Annotated in this window: 19 protein-coding genes; 10 read left to right on the top strand and 9 right to left on the bottom strand. The window is 72.2% G+C overall.

All coding sequences use genetic code 11. The annotated features are described in order from the left end of the window. Positions 1 to 132: 132 nt before the first annotated feature. On the top strand, positions 133 to 1,815 hold the full coding sequence (paaN, locus tag PV796_RS20115; RefSeq protein WP_274914686.1) for a phenylacetic acid degradation protein PaaN: 1,683 nt from the start codon (positions 133 to 135) through the stop codon (positions 1,813 to 1,815). Between the two features lie 77 nt (positions 1,816 to 1,892). Here the strand turns inward: paaN and PV796_RS20110 are convergent, their stop codons facing one another. From PV796_RS20110 to PV796_RS20100, 3 genes are read right to left on the bottom strand one after another with little or no spacing between them, the layout of a single operon-like run. Next, positions 1,893 to 2,558 carry a TrmH family RNA methyltransferase gene (locus PV796_RS20110; protein ID WP_274914685.1) on the bottom strand — a complete coding sequence of 222 codons (666 nt, stop codon included), beginning with the start codon at positions 2,556 to 2,558 and terminating at the stop codon, positions 1,893 to 1,895. Next, complete coding sequence (locus PV796_RS20105; RefSeq protein WP_274914684.1) at positions 2,555 to 3,892, bottom strand: HTTM domain-containing protein; 1,338 nt, start codon at positions 3,890 to 3,892, stop codon at positions 2,555 to 2,557. Before PV796_RS20105 ends, PV796_RS20110 begins: the two co-directional genes overlap by 4 nt. Next, entirely contained in the window at positions 3,889 to 4,560 is a 672-nt protein-coding gene (locus PV796_RS20100; RefSeq protein ID WP_274914683.1) for a DUF5819 family protein, read from the bottom strand. The genes PV796_RS20105 and PV796_RS20100 overlap by 4 nt, the downstream gene beginning before the upstream one ends. Positions 4,561 to 4,728: 168 nt before the next feature. Here PV796_RS20100 and paaA point away from each other — a divergent pair, with 168 nt between their 5' ends. The 6 genes from paaA to PV796_RS20070 all read left to right on the top strand — a co-directional run bounded on the left by paaA (position 4,729) and on the right by PV796_RS20070 (position 9,538). Next, complete coding sequence (gene paaA / locus PV796_RS20095) at positions 4,729 to 5,712, top strand: 1,2-phenylacetyl-CoA epoxidase subunit PaaA (protein WP_274914682.1); 984 nt, start codon at positions 4,729 to 4,731, stop codon at positions 5,710 to 5,712. Next, entirely contained in the window at positions 5,709 to 6,044 is a 336-nt protein-coding gene (gene paaB / locus PV796_RS20090; RefSeq protein ID WP_274914681.1) for a 1,2-phenylacetyl-CoA epoxidase subunit PaaB, read from the top strand. The genes paaA and paaB overlap by 4 nt, the downstream gene beginning before the upstream one ends. Further along, entirely contained in the window at positions 6,041 to 6,760 is a 720-nt protein-coding gene (gene paaC, locus PV796_RS20085) for a 1,2-phenylacetyl-CoA epoxidase subunit PaaC (protein ID WP_274914680.1), read from the top strand. The genes paaB and paaC overlap by 4 nt, the downstream gene beginning before the upstream one ends. After that, positions 6,754 to 7,251 carry a 1,2-phenylacetyl-CoA epoxidase subunit PaaD gene (paaD, locus tag PV796_RS20080; RefSeq protein WP_274914679.1) on the top strand — a complete coding sequence of 166 codons (498 nt, stop codon included), beginning with the start codon at positions 6,754 to 6,756 and terminating at the stop codon, positions 7,249 to 7,251. The genes paaC and paaD overlap by 7 nt, the downstream gene beginning before the upstream one ends. Further along, a complete protein-coding gene (locus tag PV796_RS20075; protein ID WP_274914678.1) occupies positions 7,251 to 8,294 on the top strand; it encodes a 2Fe-2S iron-sulfur cluster-binding protein in 1,044 nt (347 codons plus the stop codon). Before paaD ends, PV796_RS20075 begins: the two co-directional genes overlap by 1 nt. 110 nt (positions 8,295 to 8,404) lie before the next feature. Beyond that, positions 8,405 to 9,538, top strand: coding sequence for an acyl-CoA dehydrogenase family protein (locus PV796_RS20070; protein WP_274914677.1), 1,134 nt, complete (start codon positions 8,405 to 8,407; stop codon positions 9,536 to 9,538). Between the two features lie 62 nt (positions 9,539 to 9,600). On the opposite strand, the gene PV796_RS20065 is transcribed toward PV796_RS20070, so the two are convergent. The 4 genes from PV796_RS20065 to PV796_RS20050 form a co-directional block, all read right to left on the bottom strand. Next, positions 9,601 to 9,945 (bottom strand): rhodanese-like domain-containing protein, encoded by a 345-nt coding sequence (locus PV796_RS20065; protein WP_274914676.1) that lies wholly within the window; start codon positions 9,943 to 9,945, stop codon positions 9,601 to 9,603. A 10-nt stretch (positions 9,946 to 9,955) separates the two neighbouring features. Beyond that, complete coding sequence (locus PV796_RS20060) at positions 9,956 to 10,924, bottom strand: J domain-containing protein (protein WP_274914675.1); 969 nt, start codon at positions 10,922 to 10,924, stop codon at positions 9,956 to 9,958. A gap of 323 nt (positions 10,925 to 11,247) precedes the next feature. Then, positions 11,248 to 12,813: a DUF2252 domain-containing protein gene (locus tag PV796_RS20055; protein WP_274914674.1), complete on the bottom strand. Its 1,566-nt coding sequence runs from the start codon at positions 12,811 to 12,813 to the stop codon at positions 11,248 to 11,250. Between the two features lie 430 nt (positions 12,814 to 13,243). Beyond that, the gene (locus PV796_RS20050) at positions 13,244 to 14,458 is read right to left on the bottom strand and encodes an ABC transporter permease (RefSeq protein ID WP_274914673.1); all 1,215 of its coding nucleotides are present in this window, start codon (positions 14,456 to 14,458) and stop codon (positions 13,244 to 13,246) included. 165 nt (positions 14,459 to 14,623) lie between these two features. On the opposite strand from PV796_RS20050, the gene PV796_RS20045 reads away from it, so the two are divergent. Then, positions 14,624 to 15,058, top strand: coding sequence for a MarR family winged helix-turn-helix transcriptional regulator (locus PV796_RS20045; RefSeq protein WP_274914672.1), 435 nt, complete (start codon positions 14,624 to 14,626; stop codon positions 15,056 to 15,058). A gap of 37 nt (positions 15,059 to 15,095) precedes the next feature. Here PV796_RS20045 and PV796_RS20040 read toward each other — a convergent pair whose 3' ends face one another. Next, complete coding sequence (locus tag PV796_RS20040; protein WP_039634792.1) at positions 15,096 to 15,458, bottom strand: winged helix-turn-helix transcriptional regulator; 363 nt, start codon at positions 15,456 to 15,458, stop codon at positions 15,096 to 15,098. Between the two features lie 125 nt (positions 15,459 to 15,583). On the opposite strand from PV796_RS20040, the gene PV796_RS20035 reads away from it, so the two are divergent. After that, positions 15,584 to 16,234 carry an FMN-dependent NADH-azoreductase gene (locus tag PV796_RS20035; RefSeq protein WP_274914671.1) on the top strand — a complete coding sequence of 217 codons (651 nt, stop codon included), beginning with the start codon at positions 15,584 to 15,586 and terminating at the stop codon, positions 16,232 to 16,234. Positions 16,235 to 16,321: 87 nt separating this feature from the next. On the opposite strand, the gene PV796_RS20030 is transcribed toward PV796_RS20035, so the two are convergent. After that, the gene (locus PV796_RS20030) at positions 16,322 to 17,584 is read right to left on the bottom strand and encodes an MFS transporter (RefSeq protein ID WP_274914670.1); all 1,263 of its coding nucleotides are present in this window, start codon (positions 17,582 to 17,584) and stop codon (positions 16,322 to 16,324) included. Between the two features lie 97 nt (positions 17,585 to 17,681). Here PV796_RS20030 and PV796_RS20025 point away from each other — a divergent pair, with 97 nt between their 5' ends. Next, positions 17,682 to 18,659: a LysR family transcriptional regulator gene (locus tag PV796_RS20025; protein ID WP_274914669.1), complete on the top strand. Its 978-nt coding sequence runs from the start codon at positions 17,682 to 17,684 to the stop codon at positions 18,657 to 18,659. Positions 18,660 to 18,689: the final 30 nt, after the last annotated feature.

Here is an 18,689-nt window from a genome sequence, read left to right as displayed (position 1 = left end):
CCCGAGCGAGTTTTCCACAGGTTGGCCGGACCCCCCTTGCCCCGACCGATCGTTCGGTTACTCTAACTCCGTTGCCGTGTGACTCCCAGTCCCCATCCACTTTCCGCGCAGTCGACGAGGAGTTGGTCATCGATGACCGCCGAAATGACCGCACCGCAGTTGATCGAGAAGCACCGCCCGACCCTCGACAAGGCGCTGGAAGCCATCCGCACCCGCGCGTACTGGTCCCCGCACCCCGAGCACCCCAAGGCGTACGGCGAGACCGGCGCCCAGGACGGCCTGGCCGCGTTCGAGGCGCTGCGCGGCTCCCGTTTCGCGCTCGACCAGCCCGGCACGGACGACTGGGCGGGCGAGGAAGTCTCGCCCTACGGGCCGGAGTTGGGCATCAGCTATCCGCACCCGGACGTCTCGGTGCTGCTGCCGGCCATGCAGGCCGCGATCCCGGTGTGGCGGGACGCCGGGCCCCAGGCGCGCGCCGCGGTGTGTCTGGAGATCCTGGCCCGGATCAGCGCCCGCACCCATGAGTTCGCGCAGGCGGTGATGCACACCAGCGGCCAGGCGTTCATGATGGCGTTCCAGGCCGGTGGCCCGCACGCCCAGGACCGCGGCCTGGAGGCGGTGACGTACGCCTACGAGGAGCAGACCCGCACCCCGGGGAAGGCGTCCTGGACCAAGCCGCAGGGCAAGCGGGACCCGCTGGAGCTGACCAAGACCTTCACGGCCGTGCCGCGCGGCGTCGCCCTGGTGATCGGCTGCAACACCTTCCCGACGTGGAACGGCTACCCCGGCCTCTTCGCCTCGCTGGCCACCGGAAATCCGGTCCTGGTCAAGCCGCATCCGCGGGCCGTGCTGCCGCTGGCGCTGACGGTCCGGGTGGCCAGGGAGGTGCTCACCGAGGCCGGCTTCCCGGCCGACCTGGTGTGCCTGGCGGTGGACAAGCCGGGCGAGGGCCTGGCCAAGACGCTGGCGGTCCGCCCCGAGGTCCGGATCATCGACTACACCGGCTCGACCGCCTTCGGCGACTGGCTGGAGGCCAACGCCCGCCAGGCGCAGGTCTATACGGAGAAGGCCGGCGTCAACACCGTGGTCATCGAGTCCACGGACAACTACAAGGGCATGCTCAGCAACCTCGCCTTCTCGCTGTCGCTCTACAGCGGCCAGATGTGCACCACTCCGCAGAACCTGCTGATCCCCCGGGACGGCATCGCCACCGACGCGGGCCCGAAGACCTACGACGAGGTCGTCAGCGATCTGGCGGGCGCGGTCGGCGGTCTGCTGGGGGACGACGCGCGGGCCAATGCACTGCTCGGGGCGATCGTCAATCCGCAGGTCAGGGAGCGGATCGAGGAGGCGGCCGGGCTCGGCGAAGTGGCGCTGGCCTCCCGCACGGTGGAGAACCCGGAGTTCCCCGGGGCCACGGTCCGTACACCGGTGATCGTCAAGCAGGACGGCGCCAAGCCGGACTCCGAGGCGGCGTATCTGTCGGAGTGCTTCGGTCCGGTGTCCTTCGCGGTGGCGGTCGACTCCGCGGCCGACGCGGTGGCGCTGCTGCGCCGCACGGTCCGGGAGAAGGGCGCCATGACGGTCGGCGCGTACACCACCTCGGCCGAGGTGGCACGGCTGGTCGAGGACGCCTGCCTGGAGGAGTGCGCCCAACTGTCGCTGAATCTGACCGGCGGGGTGTACGTGAACCAGACCGCGGCGTTCTCCGACTTCCACGGCTCGGGCGGCAACCCGGCGGCCAACGCGGCGCTGTGCGACGGCGCGTTCGTGGCGCAGCGCTTCCGGACGGTGGAGGTGCGACGGGAGGCGTGAGATCGGGGGCCCGGGCGGTGGTCCGGGCCCCGTATCCCCGTCGTCCGGTTCGGGTGGATCCCGGCGGGGCGGTGGGTCTAGAGGTCTTGGATCTGCGCGTGCCGTGCGATCCAGGCGTGCATCGCGATGGCCGCCGCCGCCCCGGCGTTGAGGGAGCGGGTCGAGCCGAACTGGGCGATCGAGCAGACCCGGGAGGCGTGCGCGCGGGCCTCCTCGGTCAGCCCCGGCCCCTCCTGCCCGAAGAGCAGCACGCAGCGGCGCGGCAGGACGGTGGTCTCCAGGGGCACCGAGCCGGGGAGGTTGTCGATCCCGATGATCGGCAGCTCCTCGGCGGCGGCCCATGCGGTCAGCGACTCGGTGTCCGGGTGGTGGCGGAGGTGCTGGTAGCGGTCGGTGACCATGGCGCCGCGGCGGTTCCAGCGGCGCTGCCCGACGATGTGGATCTCCTTGGCCAGGAAGGCGTTGGCGGTCCGGACGACCGAGCCGATGTTGAAGTCGTGGCTCCAGTTCTCGACGGCCACGTGGAAGTCGTGGCGGCGGGTGTCGAGGTCGGCGACGATCGCCTCCCGCGTCCAGTAGCGGTAGCGGTCGACGACGTTGCGGCGGTCGCCGTGGGCGAGCAGCTCGGGGTCGTAACGGTCGCCCTGCGGCCAGGGCTGCGGGTGCGGCCCGACGCCGATCTTGGGCGCGTACCCCTCGTCGTACTGGAGGGGCTCGGCGGGGGCGGTTTTCTCGCTGCTCACCCCACGAGCGTATGGCCATCGCCGCCGGAGCGGGCAACGGCCTCCGGCCCACCGCCGTCCGGCGCCGCACCCGGGCCGGGACCGCCGGTGCGCGGGAACAGCCGTCCGCGCAGGCGGGAGAGCCGGCCGCCGAGCCAGGTCAGGAAGTTGGTCGGCAGGAAGACGGCGTCTGCGGTGATCATCGCCAGGGAGAAGAACGGCAGGCCCAGCAGGAACGCGATGGAGAGGTGCTCGCAGATCATCACGACCAACAGCGCGTTCTTCAGGCGCCGGTTGGCGAGGGTGAACGGGAAGGCGACCTGGACGATCACGGTCCCGTAGGTGATCAGCATGACCATCAGGCCGTTGCTGCCCAGCATCTGGGACAGTCCCGGCCAGGGGGAGAAGTAGTCCAGGTGCATCGGGTAGAAGACGGCGGTGCCGTCCTGCCAGCGCGAGCCCTGGATCTTGTACCAGCCGGCGGTGGCGTAGACGAGGCAGACCTCGACCATGATCACCAACAGGGCGGCGTTGTGCGCCAGTTTGGCGAGGGTGTCGAGGACGATCCGGGGCTCCCCTGGGGCGTACCGCCGCACCGCCCACCACAGGCCGTGCGCCGCCCATAGCCCCCACAGGGCCAGGCTCCAGCCGAAGTGCGGGAACGGGCCGTGCCCGAACCAGGTGAGCCCGGGGGCGCCGGTCAGTTGGGCCGCGGCGAGGGCGAGGCCGAGGGCCGCCCACAGGACGATGCCGGTCAGATCGCGGGGTGCGGTCCCGGTTTCCCCCGCGAGCGCCGCCGTCTTGCGGGCGCGGCGGGCATCCAGCGACCACACCTGTCCGCAGCGGGTCAGCACGAGGTACATCGACATCAGGTGGATGACGTTGTCGCCGCCGTCCCCGATGAAGACGCTGCGGTTCTGGAGCGAGAGCACGCCCACCATGAACAGCACCGACATGGTGCGGGTGCGCCAGCCGAGCATCAGCAGCGCGCTGGCCACGATGGCGAGCAGGTAGACGCACTCGAACCAGCCGCGGCCGTCGGACCACAGCAGGACGGAGAAGCCGTGGTTGCTGTCGAGCAACTGGCGCGCCATGCCGAAGTCCCACGGTCCGCCGGGACCGTAGAGCTGCCCCCGGTACGGCCATTCCCGCAGCAGGAACAGCAGCCAGGTGCCGGCGAAGCCGATGCGGATGACGGCGCTCTGGTACGGGGCCCGGGCCCGGTCGGTGACCCAGGCGAAGCCGCGGCCGATGACGCGCTCGATGCGGGTCTCCTGGTAGGCGGCGGGGGTTCCTTCCGGGGCGGCGGGGGCCTGCGGGGCAGTGTGCGGCTGCTGCGGCGTCGGTGACGTCACTTGTTCGTCGCCCCCTCGGGAAGGTCGTTGGCGGTGATCTGCCACCAGGGCAGCACGCGGTAGACGGGCTTGTCGCTGATCTTCTCGGCGCTCCACGGGGGCGGCAGGACGGCGGTGGTGCGCGAGCGGACCTGGACCTGCTCGATCCGGTCGCCGCCCTTGGTCCACTCACCGGACATCCGGAGCATCACGATCCGTCGGAGGTAGCGCGCGAACATCTCGCCGCGCTCGCCGGTGGGGCGGTTCTGCGCGTCGAGGGCGTTGGAGAGCAGCTCCCAACCGCGGCGCAACTGGTTCTGCTGGGTGTGGCTGGGCAGCGGGTTGTGGAGGATGGCCTGCCCGTCGCGGGCGCTCAGGTCGGTCCAGTCGGTGGTCCGCACCGCGCCGTCCCGGCCGCGCAGTTGCGCGCGGACCTGGACGTCGATGTTCTGCTGGAGGGGGTTGGGGGCGAACAGCTTCCAGTTCTGTTCGTACTCGGGGTAGACGTAGTCGCTGATCAGGCCGGACTGCTGCTTGCTGAGCGTGTTCGACGGCGCGACGTGCAGGAACATCATCCCGAGGTGGATCAGGACGGCGACCGCGATGCCGCTGGCCGCCGTGCCTATGACGATCCGCGAGGGCAGCGACAGCGCGGCCAGTGGCCGCGATTCGTCCCCGTATGACTGCATTCCCGCCCCGTTCCCCGTTCCCGTACGGTCGACCCCGCCCCGGAACGGTACCTAGCCGGCCACCCCCGGCACACCCTCACCTGGTTATCCACAAGTCGCTTGACACCCGCGGTCCGCCCACTCACCATTGAACCGAACGATCGGTCGGTCGGGACGAGGGGGCACCACATGACGACGATCGCGCCGGAGGACACGGGCCGGGAAGCCCTGTTCGACGCCACCATCGCCGCGGACGAGCGGATCGAACCACGGGACTGGATGCCGGACGACTACCGCGCCTCACTGGTGCGCCAGATCGCCCAGCACGCCCACTCCGAGATCATCGGGATGCAGCCGGAGGCCAACTGGATCACCAGGGCCCCGTCCCTGCGCCGCAAGGCGATCCTGATGGCCAAAGTGCAGGACGAAGCCGGCCACGGCCTGTATCTCTACAGCGCCGCCGAGACCCTCGGCACCAGCCGCGACGATCTCCTCGACAAGCTCCACAGCGGCCGCCAGAAGTACTCCTCGATCTTCAACTACCCCACCCTGACCTGGGCCGACGTCGGCGCCATCGGCTGGCTCGTGGACGGCGCCGCGATCACCAACCAGGTCCCGCTGTGCCGCTGCTCCTACGGCCCCTACGCCCGCGCCATGGTCCGCGTCTGCAAGGAGGAGTCCTTCCACCAGCGCCAGGGATACGAGCTCCTGCTCGCCCTCAGCCGCGGCACCGAGGCCCAGCACGCCATGGCCCAGGACGCCGTCGACCGCTGGTGGTGGCCCTCCCTGATGATGTTCGGCCCGCCCGACGACGAGTCCGCGCACTCCGCGCAGTCCATGGCCTGGAAGATCAAGCGGCACTCCAACGACGAGTTGCGCCAGCGCTTCGTGGACATCTGCGTCCCGCAGGCCGAGGCCCTCGGCTTGACCCTCCCCGACCCCGAGCTCCGGTGGAACGAGGAGCGGCAGCACTGGGACTTCGGTCCCCTCGACTGGTCCGAGTTCCGCGAGGTCCTCAAGGGCAACGGCCCCTGCAACGACCAACGGATAAACCGCCGTCGCCGCGCCCACGAGGACGGCGCCTGGGTCCGCGAGGCCGCCGCCGCGCACGCCGCCAAGCACGCCACTCGCACGCCCCGCACCGGCACCCACCAGGAAGAGGCGGCCCGATGACGACACCGCGCCCCGCCGAGGCCCCGGCCACGGCCGACGCCGCCACCGGCCCCGCCGACTGGCCCCTGTGGGAGGTCTTCGTCCGCAGCCGCCGCGGCCTGTCCCACACCCACGCCGGCAGCCTGCACGCCCCCGACGCCGCGATGGCCCTGCGCAACGCCCGCGACCTCTACACCCGCCGCTCCGAGGGCGTCTCCATCTGGGTCGTCCCCTCCGCCCAGATCACCGCCACCTCCCCGGACGAGAAGGACGCCTTCTTCGAACCGGCCGGCGACAAGCCCTACCGCCACCCCACCTTCTACGAGATCCCGGAGGGGGTGCACCACCTGTGACGCCGCTCACCGCCACCCCCGCCCTGCCTCTCGGGGACGACGCGCTGATCCTCGCCCACCGCCTCGGCGAATGGGCTGGCAACGCCCCCGTCCTGGAAGAGGAAGTGGCCCTCGCCAACATCGCCCTGGACCTCCTCGGCCAGGCCCGGGTCCTGCTCTCCCTCGTCGGCGACGAGGACGAGCTGGCCTACCTCCGCGAGGAACGCCAGTTCCGCAACCTCCAACTCGTCGAGCAGCCCAACGGCGACTTCGCCCACACCATCGCCCGCCAACTGTATTTCTCCACCTACCAAGAGCTGCTCTACGGCCATCTGGCCACCACCGAAGGCGAGTTGGCGCCGCTCGCAGCCAAGGCCGTCAAGGAGACCGCCTACCACCGCGACCACGCCGCCCAGTGGACCCTGCGCCTCGGCGACGGCACCGACGAGAGCCACGCCCGGATGCAGGCCGCCCTGACCGCCCTCTGGCGGTACACCGGCGAACTCTTCGCCCCCGTCGAGGGGTTGGAGGACGTCCCCTGGCAGCCGCTCCGCGACGAGTGGACCGCCCGCATCACCAGCACCCTGGAGCGCGCCACCCTCACCCTCCCCGAGGGCCCCCAGCGCGGCGGCTGGACCGCCGGCGCCGGACGCCAGGGGCTGCACACCGAGCCCTTCGGCCGGATGCTCGCCGAAATGCAGCACCTCCACCGCAGCCACCCGGGGGCGACATGGTGACGCCCACCGTTCTGGAAGCGGAACTGCTGGCGCTCGCCGGCTCCGTTCCCGACCCCGAGCTGCCCGTCCTCACCCTCGCCGAGCTCGGCGTCCTGCGCGACGTACGGCTCGCCGCCCCCGGCCACGTCGAGGTGACCCTCACCCCCACCTACACCGGCTGCCCCGCCATCGAGGCGATGTCCGCCGACGTAGAGCGCGTCCTCCACGACCACGGCATACCCCGGGTCGAGGTCCACACCGTCCTCAGCCCCCCGTGGACGACCGACGCCATCACCGACGAAGGCCGCCGGAAACTGGCCGAGTTCGGCATCGCGCCGCCCCGCCCCACCGGGCCGGGCAGCGGACCCGTCGCCCTCGACCTCACCATCCGCTGCCCGCACTGCGGCTCCACCGACACCACCCTGCTCAGCCGGTTCTCCTCCACGGCCTGCAAGGCACTGCGTCGCTGCGAGTCCTGTCGCGAACCCTTCGACCACTTCAAGGAGTTGTGATGTTCCACCCGCTCCGCGTGCGGGAGATCGAGCGGCTCACGGACGACGCGGTGGCCGTCACCTTCACCGTCCCGCCCGAGCTCCGCGCGGACTTCCGGCACACCCCCGGGCAGCACATCGCAGTGCGCAGAACGGTCGACGGCCAGGAGATCCGCCGCACCTACTCCGTCTGCACCCCCGCCACCGAGGCCCCCGTCCTGCGCGTGGGCATCCGTCTCGTCGAGGACGGCGCCTTCTCCACCTACGCCCTCAAGGAACTCGCCGTCGGCGACACCGTGGACGTCATGCCCCCGGCCGGCCGCTTCACCCTCGCCCCGCGCCCCGGCCAGTTCGTGGGCATCGTCGGCGGCAGCGGCATCACACCGGTGCTCTCCATCGTCACCACGCTGCTCGCCCGTGAACCCCAGGCCCGGTTCTGCCTGATCCGCAGCGACCGCACCACGGCCTCCACGATGTTCCTGGAGGAGGTGGCCGACCTCAAGGACCGCTACCCCGAACGCTTCCAGCTGGTCCCCGTCCTCTCCCGCGAAGACCGGCAGACCGGCCTGCCCTCCGGGCGCCTCGACGAGGAGCGCCTGCGCACCCTGCTGCCCGCGCTGCTACGCACCGACAGCGTCGACGGCTGGTTCCTGTGCGGCCCCTACGGCCTCGTCCAGGGCGCCGAGCGGACCCTGCGCGCCCTCGGCGTGCCACGCACCCGCATCCACGAAGAGATCTTCCACATAGACAACGGCGCCGCGGCCCCCGTCCCCGCCGCCGCGCCCGCGCACAGCACGGTGACCGCCACCCTCGACGGCCGCTCCGGCACCTGGCCGGTCCACGACGGCGAATCACTCCTGGAAGCCGTGCTCCGCAACCGCCCGGACGCCCCCTACGCCTGCAAGGGCGGCGTCTGCGGCACCTGCCGCGCCTTCCTGGTCTCCGGCGACGTCCGCATGGACCGCAACTTCGCCCTGGAGGCCGAAGAGGTCGACTCCGGCTATGTGTTGGCGTGCCAGTCCCACCCCGGCACGGAACGGGTCGAGCTGGACTTCGACCGCTGAGCGCCGGCCGCCGCCGTCCACACCATTCCCAATTCCTGCAACATGTTCTACCTTGACGCCTCGTCAGACATCGCTCTCTGAATTCCGGCGGCGCGCAGGAGGACGGACCAGTGGACTTCACCTTCACCGAAGAACAACAGGCCGCCCTCGAAGCGGCCCGGGCTGTCTTCGCCGACGTCGCCCCGGACGCCGTCCCCAGCCCGGCCCTCACCCACGGCCCCGTCGCCGACGACTTCGACTGCCCCCTGTGGCGCACGCTCGCCGGCGCCGACCTGCTCGGCCTGCCCGTCGCGGCCGAACACGGCGGCGCGGGCCTCGACCCGATCGCCCTCTGCCTGGTCCTGCGCGCCTCCGCCCGCGTACTCGCCCGCGTCCCCCTCCTGGAGACCTACGCCGCCGCCCACACCCTCCAACGGCACGCCCCCGCCGCCCTCCAGGCCGAGGTACTGCCACGGATCGTCACCGGCGAACTCGTCCTCACCGCCGCCTCCGCCGGCCGCACCGGCCACGACCCGGCCCAACTCGCCGTCAACGCCCGTGCAGACGGGACCACTTGGATACTCGACGGCGCCCAGACCGCCGTCCCCTGGGCCGCCACCGCCGACCGGATCCTGCTCCCCGCCCACGCCGCCGACGGCCGCGCCGTCCTCGCGCTCGTCCCCCGGAGCAGCCCCGACCTCACCCTCAACGACCAGACGTCCACCAACGGCGAGCGCTACGCCGAGGTCCGCCTCGACTCCGTGCGCGTCGAGGCCCGCGACACACTCACCGACCCGGCCGCCTGGGAGACCCTGCGCGACCTGCTCACCACCGGCACCTGCGCCCTCGCCCTGGGCCTCGGCGACCGCGTCCTCGCCATGACCAGCGACTACACCGCAAAGCGCGAGCAGTTCGGCTTCCCCCTGGCCACCTTCCAGGCCGTCGCGGTGCAGACCGCCGACCGGTTCATCGACCTGCGCGCCATGGAGGCCACCCTCTGGCAGGCCGCCTGGCGCCTCACCACCGGCGCCGCGGGCCCCCTACCGCCCGCCGGAGACATCGCGGTCGCCAAGATCTGGGCCGCCGAGGGCGTCCGCCGCGTCGTCCAGACCGCGCAGCATCTGCACGGCGGCTTCGGCGCCGACACCGACTACCCGCTGCACCGCTACCACGCCTGGGCCAAGCAGCTCGAACTCTCCCTGGGCCCCGCCGCCGCCCACGAGGAGGCCCTCGGCGAACTCCTCGCCGCGCACCCGCTGAGCTGACCCGGCGACGAGCCGGAAACGACACGGGGGCGTGACCGTCGGATCCGCCCCCGCGCGACGACCTAGATGACCGCCCCCGCGCCACCCTTGCCGTCCGTCACCGGCCGCCCGTCCGCCTCCCACGCCTGCATGCCGCCCGCGACGTTCACCGCGTCGAGGCCCTGCTGGACCAGGTACTGCGCCACCTGAGCCGACCGCCCGCCGACCCGGCACAGCACAAAGATCTTGCCGTCCTCGGGCGCCGCCTCGGTCAACTCCCCGTAACGGGCGACGAATTCACTCATCGGGATGTGCAGGGCACCCTCGGCGTGCCCGGCCGCCCACTCGTCGTCCTCCCGGACGTCCAGGAGGAAGGCCCCGGGCGTGAGGGCATCGACACCGACCGTGGGAACAGAACCAAATTGCATGCTTCCGACGCTACCCGACCAGTTGAGTGAGGTATGCCTCGCGCTCTCGGACATCGGCCAACAGCTTCTCGGCGATCTCGTCGAGCAGGCCGTCCGGATCGTCCGGCGCCATCCGGATCATCGCGCCGATCGCGCTGCCCTCCAGCTCCGCGACCATCGACGCCAGCATCTCCTTGCGCTCGGCCAGCCACTCCAGCCGGGCGTAGAGCTCCTCGCTCTCGCTCGGCCGCCGCTCGACGGGCGCCGGACCGGCCTCCCACTCCCGGACCAGCGCCAGCAGCACCGCCTCGTCGCCCCGCCCGTACGCGGCGTTGACCCGCGCGATGAACCCGTCCCGCCGGGCCCGCTCCGCATCGTCCCGCGCCAGATCCGGGTGCGCCCGGCGCACCAGATCGCGGTAGATCTTGCGGGCCTCCTCACTGGGCCGCACCTTCTGCGGCGGCTGCACCGGCTGATCCGTGAGCATCGCCTGCGACTCGGGGAACAGCCCCTCCGACCCGAGCCAGCCGTGGAAGAGCTCCTCCACCTCCGGCATCGGCAGCACAGAGGCCCGCGCCTCCCGGGCCTTGCGAATGTCCTCGGGGTCGCCGGTGCGCGCCGCCACGGCCTCGGCGATCTGCGCGTCCAGCTCGTCCAGCCGCGCGTACATGGGGCCGAGCCGCTGGTGGTGCAGCCGGGAGAAGTTCTCCACCTCCACCCGGAAGGTCTCGACCGCGATCTCGAACTCGATCAACGCCTGCTCCGCCGCCAGCACCGCCTTCGCCAACCGGCGGATCGCCTCCTCGTCGCGGGCTCCCTCACCGTCGCCCGCACCCTGTCGGCTCCCTCTCGGGGCAGCGGCGCCCTGGCCGCTCTGCTCCGCGCCCGACGCCTCCCCACGGGCATCCGCCGCCCGCGGTGCGCCCGGGTCACCGGGTGCCCCCGGCACCTCCGGTCGGTCCTGGCCGTCCTGCGCGTTCTCCGCCTGCGAGTTCGTCACTCGGTCAGCGTACGGCCCCACCGGGTCGGGGCACTGGAGCGCGTCTGGGGGGGGTGGGGGTGAGGGAGAGCAGCGCCGAGTCCGTCGGGCCGGTGGGCGGGGCGTGAGAGGCGGGTGAAGGTGAGGGTGGGCGCGCCGGGGAGACAGGCGGTGGCCCGGGGGCGACAGGGTGCGGGCGACGGGCAACGGGCAACGGGCAACGGGCAACGGGCAACGGGCAACGGGCAACGGTACGCAAACCTCACGCCCCGGGGGCCCTCCCCCCGCCCCTCCCCCCGCCCCCTGTCAGATCGCCCCCGCCAGCCGTCGCACCCCCGTAACCGTCACACCCCCGTCTCCGCGGCAATGCGTCCGCTGCGGATCGCCGCGACCAGGTCCGCGTGATCCGCTTCCGTGCGCTCCGCGTAGGCCACCGCGAAGGCCGCTATCGCCTCATCGAGCGCATCCCCCTTCCCGCCGTAGCCGGTCACCACGCGTGGGTCGGCGCTGTGGGCATGAGCACGGGCCAGCAGCGCGCCGGTCATCCGGGCGTAGTCGTCGAGCTGCCCGCCGGACAGTTGGACCGGGTCCACGCTGCCCTTGTGATTGCGGAACTGCCGCACCTGGAACGGCAGTCCGGCGCCCGCACCACCCGGCGTCCCCGAGCCACCCGGCCGGCGACGCCCTCCGACTATCCCCGGTCTGCCACCCGGCTCCTCCTCACCTGCCGATGCCGTCACACGCCCGCCAGCTCCCCGTCCGTCATCTTTCCGTCTGCCTGCTCCTCTCCCGTGCTCGCCGTTCGCCACGCCCTCGTGCACCGTCGTCCATCCCAGCAGCGGGTCGCTGACCACCTGCATCCGCCGCTGGCCGAGCACCACGCGGCGCCCCTCGTGTTCCGTCCGAGGCGTCGGGAGGCCGGCCTTCGCCAGGTAGGGCGCGAGCACCGAGCGCCGGGCCTCCTTCACCTGAAGGACCAGGGGCTCGCCCCGGTGGTCCAGCAGCAGCACCACGTACGACCGCAGTCCGACGCTGCCGGTCCCGACTATTCGGAAGGCCACGTCGTGCACCACATATCTGGCCAGCAGCGGCAGACGGTCCTCGGGCAACGTCTGGAGATAGTCGGCGAGCGAGGCGGCGACCGCCGCAGCCTCGTCGTCCGGCACCCGTCGCAGCACCGGCGGGGCGTCCACGAACCTCAGGTCGCCGTCCGGCCCGCGCTCGGTGGACCTGGCCGCGAACCGCGCGCTGGTGTTCTTACGCGCCTGGGCCTCGGCCCGTTCCAAGGTGTCCAGCAGGTCCCGGGCGTCGCTGTGCGAGCCCAACTCCTCGTCGGCGAGGGCGTTCCAGGCTTCGGTCACCGGGAGCTTCGCCAGCAGCCGCATGGTGCGTCGGTAGGTGCCGGCGGCGTCCCGGGCCGCGGTCCGGCAGTCCTCCTCACTCGCGCCCGCCTCCCGGCCGGCCAGGACCAGCGAGGTCGCGAGCCGTTTGACGTCCCATTCCCACGGGCCGTGAACGGTTTCGTCGAAGTCGTTGAGGTCGATGACCAGTTCGCCGCGGGCATCGCCGTAGAGGCCGAAGTTGGCGGCGTGCGCGTCCCCGCAGATCTGGGCCCCGATTCCCGTGACGGGGCCTTCCGCCAGGTCGTGGGCCATGAGTCCGGCCGCTCCCCGGAGGAAGGCGAAGGGGCTGGCGGCCATCCGCCCGACGCGAATGGGTGTCAGCCCGGGCAGTCGCCCGGCATTGGACGCCTCGACCGCCGCCACCGCGTCGGGTCGCCCGGCGACGATCCGCAGCACCGCCTGTTCCTCGCGCGGCAGTTGCTCCCGCAGACCCCGGCCCACGGCCTTGGCCGACGGCCCCTCCTCGTCCGCCCTTGCGAACCCCGGTACGTATGGCACTCGCGTCATGGCGGGCCACCTCCCCCTTCACGCCCCTGGCTTGATCCCTCACGCCCTTGTCTCACGCGACGGTTCAGGGATGGCCCACACCCCCGACAGCCCCCGCGTCCGTCAGCTCGCCGGTCCTTCCGGCTCGCTGGTCATTGACGTTACCGACATCTGCCCGCGGCCGACCGGGCCTGTGGATAACTTTCCGAGGCGGGACCCACGCCACCCAACACACCGCCGAGAAGCGATACTTGAGCACAGCACGGCCACCTCACCCTCGCCTGAACACACCCAGCAGTCGCTCAAGCTCCCCCCGCCCCGCCCCACTTCGCTTCGTCTCACCCCACACCCACAGTGAAAAGCGCGCCCCTCACGGCTCGAAGGCCAGAGAAAAGGCAGGGCAGGGCAACAAAGCCCCGCCCTGCGCCCCGCTGCCTCACCGATACCCCCACTACACCCCCACGGCCTCCTCCAACTCCTCTTCCGACTCCGCCTGCCCGCGCCCCCGTTCCGGCATGGTCGCCGCCACCGCGGCGGCCGCCACCGCACCGGCATTGGCCACCGCTTCCGCCTCGGCCGCGCGCCGCCGCTTCTCGGTGAGGGCCGCCACGCCGACCACCAGGAGGCCGACGAGCAGCCACGCCACCAGGGTCCAGACGTGCCCGGCGAGGCCGTGGCCGTCGAAGTAGACGTGGCTACGGGTGCCCTCCACGAAGCCGGCGCCGTTCCAGAAGGCGTGCAGGGAGGCGAAGAAGCCGTTCTGCATCTCGGGGCGGAAGATCCCGCCGGAGGAGGTGAAGTTGAGCATCACGAAGAGCGCCATGACGCCGAGGGTGGTCCAGCGCTTGAGGAAGGTGTGCAGGCCGGTGCCGATGAGGAGGATGCCGGCGGAGTACAGCCAGGCCATCCCCCACAGGGCCGCCAGGCCGTGGTCGACGAGGTGGAAGACCGGCCCGGCCAAGAGCGCACCGATGACGCTGACCACGATGGAGGTCCCGATCGCCAGTGCCGCCCGGATACGCATGGGGAGGACGGCGCCGGCGCCGCCGATGACGGCGACCGAGGCGTAGGAGCCGATGCTGAGGGCGACGAGCAGGAAGAAGATGCCCTGTCCGGTCGGATCGTCCTTGGCGGTGGGGGCCACGTCGGTGACCTTCAGGGGCGCGCCCTGTTGCGCGGCGAGCGGGGTGAAGACCTTCTGGACGACGCTGGCGCTGGTGTCGGATCCGGCGGTGGCCACGAGCAGTTCGGGGGCACCCTGCCCGCCCTTACCGGGGGCGGCGGTGGCCCGGCCGGTAGCAGCACCGCCCGTAGAAGTGCTGCCGTGGCCACCGGGTGCGTGGTCGCCGGCCAGGTAGGCGCCGAAGATCTCCTGCTTCTTGAGCTGGTCGATGCCGGCGGCCCGGTCAGGGACGGTGCGGACCTCCAGTTCACCGTGCGCCTTGTCGTTGATCGTCTGGGCGAGCACCTGGGCCTGGGTGCCGTTGCCCACGATGGCGACGGGGAGGTGGTGCGGTGACGGGTTGGCGAACGCGCCGAGGTAGGCGAGCCCCATTCCGATGCACATCAGGAGCGGGGTGATCAGGTGCGTCACCACGTGGCGCAGTTCGCCGGGGCGGACGGTGCGACGCTCGCTCCGGTGGTCGGGACGGTGGTCCGCGGTCATGGGCAAGGCTTCTCCGTGATCGTCCGGGGCGGGCCGGTGGGGCGGCTGCCCGGTCGTGGTGCAGGTGTGGCCGGTGGGGGCCGGGTCTCGGACGGAGGCAGTTGTTGGCTATTACAACTCTCACGCCACGTTGTACTATACAACTACTTCACCGAAAGGCAATCCGTGACCCACCGCGACAACTCCGTCGAGACCATCCAGCAGGAGATGACCGCGTTCGCCCGGCGCGCCCGCGCGACCGCCGCCAGGATGCACCCCGAGCTCTCCCTGGTCTCCTACACCCTGCTCGCCCACCTCGACGACCAGCAGGGCTGCCGCGCCACCGACCTCGCGGCGCACTACTACCTGGACAAGTCCACGGTCAGCCGGCAGATCGCCGCCCTGGAGAAACTCGGCTTCGTGGAACGACGGATCGACCCGGACGACCATCGCGTCCAGGTATTGCACCCCACCGAGGCGGGCGCCCAGGTGCTCGCGAACGTGACCGCCAGCCGCCGCCAGGCGTTCCACGAGCGGCTCGCCGACTGGGACGAGACGGACCTCGACCGCTTCGCCTCGTACCTGGTGCGCTACAACGCCGCCCAGGAGCGGCTCGGTTGACCTACCGGGACGGCGGCGCGCCCCGGATGCCCCGGGACTACTTCCGGAAGCGCTCCGGGCACTGCCCGCCGTCGGCGAGGTAGGTCTCGGCCCAGCGACCCAGTTCCTTGAGCGCGGGCTCCATGGCGCGGCCGGCCTCGGTGAGGCGGTAGGAGACGCGCAGCGGCGGTCCGGCGTCGACCTCGCGGACGACCAGCCCGGTCGCCGCCAGCTCCATCAGGCGGTCGGAGAGCATCCGCTCGCTGATGCCGGGGATGGCCCGCCGAAGATCGGCGAAGTGGACGGGGCCGGGCATGAGGGTGGCCACGATCAGGCCCGTCCAGCGCTTCCCGAACAGCTCGAAGACGCGCGTCATGCCGCCGTCGACCTGCCTGCACATCGCCTCGCCGTGGTCCGCCATGCACCCAGGGTACCGCCCTCCCGTTGGCTACTGCGGAAAAGTAAGTTCCTGTGCTATGAATAGTGACGTACGGAATTCAACTGACTGGCCGGTCCTGCCCGGCCCGTAGCGAAGGACCGATCCCCATGGCCACGCTCCTGCTCATCGACTCCTCCGTCTTCCCCGAGGGCGGCTCCGCCTCCCGTTCGGTGACCGCGGCCTTCCGCAAGTCCTGGGAGGAGCAGCACCCCGACGGCACCGTGATCCACCGCGACCTGGCCGCCGAGCCGCTGCCGCACCTCGACGCCGTCGCCGCCTCAGCGGGTTTCTCCGACCCGGCCACGCACACCCCGGAGCAGCAGGCCGCCTTCGCGCTGCGCACCCAGCTCGCCGAGGAGCTGGAGCAGGCCGACGCCATCGTCATAGGCGCGCCCATGTACAACTTCACGATCCCCTCGACCCTCAAGGCGTGGCTCGACCAGGTGATCATCATGGGCCGCACTGCCGGCGAGAACGCGTCGGCGAAGGGCAAGCCGGCCATCGTGGTCGCCAGCCGCGGCGGCTCCTACGCGCCGGGCACCCCGCGCGAGCCGTTCGAGTACGTCCAGAACTACCTGGAGGCCGTCCTGAACGGCGGCTTCGGCCTCGACGTGGAGTTCATCGTGCCGGAGCTGACCATGGCCCCCAGCAACCCGGCGATGGCCGAGCTGATCCCGCTCTTCGAGACCTCCCGCGCGCAGGCCCACGAGCAGGCCGCGGCCAAGGCCAAGGAGCTGGTCGCGCGCTTCACCGCCTGAAGGGGGCGCGTGGCAGCGCACCGGCCCGGGGACGCGGGCGGGCCCGCCGGCTCGTAGTCCCGCGCCCCGGGCGCGCGCCCGTTCACCTCAGTGCGCCGCCGCGGCCTTCCGGGCCGGGGCCCTGCCCAGCGCCACGGTCAGCAGCGCCCCCACCGCGAGCGCGCCGCCCAGCCAGATCACGCCGCCGGTCCCCCAGCCGTCCGCGGCCTGCCCGCCGGCCAACGAGCCCGCCGCGACGGCCCCGTTGAACACCCCCACGAACAGCGCGGAGGCCGCCTCCCGCGCGTCCGGCGCGGCCGTCATCAACCAGGTCTGCGTGCTCACCGACACGCCCCCGTAGGCCAGCCCCCACACCGCCACCAGGGCCGCGGCGCCCAGCACACCGGCGCTGCGCCCCATCGGGGGCACCAACATCAGCGCGCCCGCCAGGACAGCGCAGATCACCAGCAGCGTGGCCCGCGGGGACCGCGCCGCGACGGCGCCGGCCGCGAAGTTCCCCACCAGCCCGGCGATCCCGAAGGCCAACAGCACGGTGCTGACCTGGCCGGGCTGCGCGCCGGCCACCGCCTCCAGGACCGGCCGCACATAGGTGTACGCCGCGAAGTGCCCCGCCACCAGGAGCACGACCAGGACCAGCCCGGTGCACACCGGCGGCCGCCGCAACAGCCCCAGCACCCCGCCCAGCCGTACGGCACCGGGCGTGGGCAGCGGCGGCAGCAGCACGAGCAGGGCCACCATCACGACCGCGCACACCCCGGCCATCGCCGCGAACGCCGCGCGCCAGCCGCCCAGTTCACCCACGAGCGCGCCGGCCGGCACCCCCAGGACGGACGCCGCGGCGACCCCGCTGAATATCAGGGAGGTGGCCGCGGCCGCCCGTCGCTCCGGCACCAGCCGTACCGCCAGCCCCGAAGCGATCGCCCACACCCCGCCCATCCCGAACCCCACCAACACCCGGGCCACCAGCAGCACCGCGACGTTCGGGGCGTACGTGGCCAGGAGGTTGGCCGCGGTCAACGTGGCCATCAGGGCGGCCAGTACGGTGCGACGGTCCCGGCGCCCGATGAGCAGCGTGAGCACCGGTGCGGCGAGGGCCGCGACCACGCCGGTGACGGTCACCGTCAGCCCGGCCGTCCCGTCCGACACCCCCAGGTCCCGGCCGATCGGCGTGAGCAGCCCCACCGGCAGCATCTCCGACGTCACCACCGTGAAGGTCCCCGCCGCCAACGCCCCGACGGCCGGCCACCCACCACCCGGCCGTCTCAACTCACCATTGCGCACACCCAGTTGACGTTCACTCACATCCGCGACGGCATCCACGGCGTCCCCCGCCCTCTCGCTCTTCGTCATGACCCCAGCCAACGCCCACCCCGGCAGGGGAACAACGGCGAACTCCTCACCCTTCTATGAGCAGGACTCATCGATCGACCACGTCTGGAAGGGACTCATGAGCGGCCCGACCGCCCCCGCCGACCCCGTCGGCGCACCCGGCCTCGAACTCCGCGAGCTGGAGTGCTTCTTGGTGCTCTCCGAGGAGCTGCACTTCGGCCGCACCGGCGAGCGCCTCTACGTCTCGCAGAGCCGGGTCAGCCAGCTACTGCGCTCCCTGGAGTCCCGGATCGGTGCGCGCCTGGTGGACCGCACCAGCCGCCGCGTCCGCCTCACACCCCTGGGGGAGGAGTTCCGCGCGTCCCTGCGCCCGGCCTACGACGCGCTGCGCGCCACGGTGGACAGCGCCCGCACCGCCGCCCGCGGCATCGAGGGCCGGCTCACCGTCGGCTTCCAGGGGACCGCGGACGACCGGATCATGCGGGCCATCGACGCCTTCCACACCCGGCATCCGCGGTGCGCCACCAGGGTCGTGGAGATCCCGCTCTGCGACCCGTTCGGTGCGTTGCGCAGCGGTGCGGTGGACGTCGCGGTGACGCTGCTCCCGGTGGCCGAGCCGGACCTCGTGCTGGGCCCGGTTTTCTCGGCCCAACAACAGACGGTGGCGCTGTCGGTACGGCACCCCCTGGCGTCTCGCCCGTCCCTGAGCGCCGAGGAGCTGGCGGGGCTGCCCCTGATTTCCCCGGACGGGCCGGCGCCGGTGTACTGGCGCACCGCACACGCGCCCGCCAGCACCCCCGGTGGCCGCCCGATTCCCGCCGGCCCCAGGGTCAGCACGCTGCAGGAGGGCCTGACGCTGACCGCGGCGGGCCGGGGCGGGATGCTGCTGTGCCGGCCGACGGCCGAGTACCACGGCCGCCGTGACGTCGTCTTCGTCCCGGTCACCGGCCTTCCGGACTCGACGCTGGGTGTGGTGCACCACGCGGCCCGGGAGACCGCCCGGGTCCGGGCCTTCACCGCCACGGTGCGGGATGTGACGGCAGTCACCCCCATGCCGGCCTGGGGTCGCGACCACCCCTCCCCGTACACGATGTGACGTAGAACTCACGTCTCCCGGGTCACGTGG

The organism is Streptomyces sp. WZ-12 (assembly GCF_028898845.1).
Classification (GTDB): Bacteria; Actinomycetota; Actinomycetes; order Streptomycetales; family Streptomycetaceae; genus Streptomyces.
Note: the sequence above shows the minus strand (reverse complement) of the source record. Positions and strands in the feature narration are given on the sequence as shown.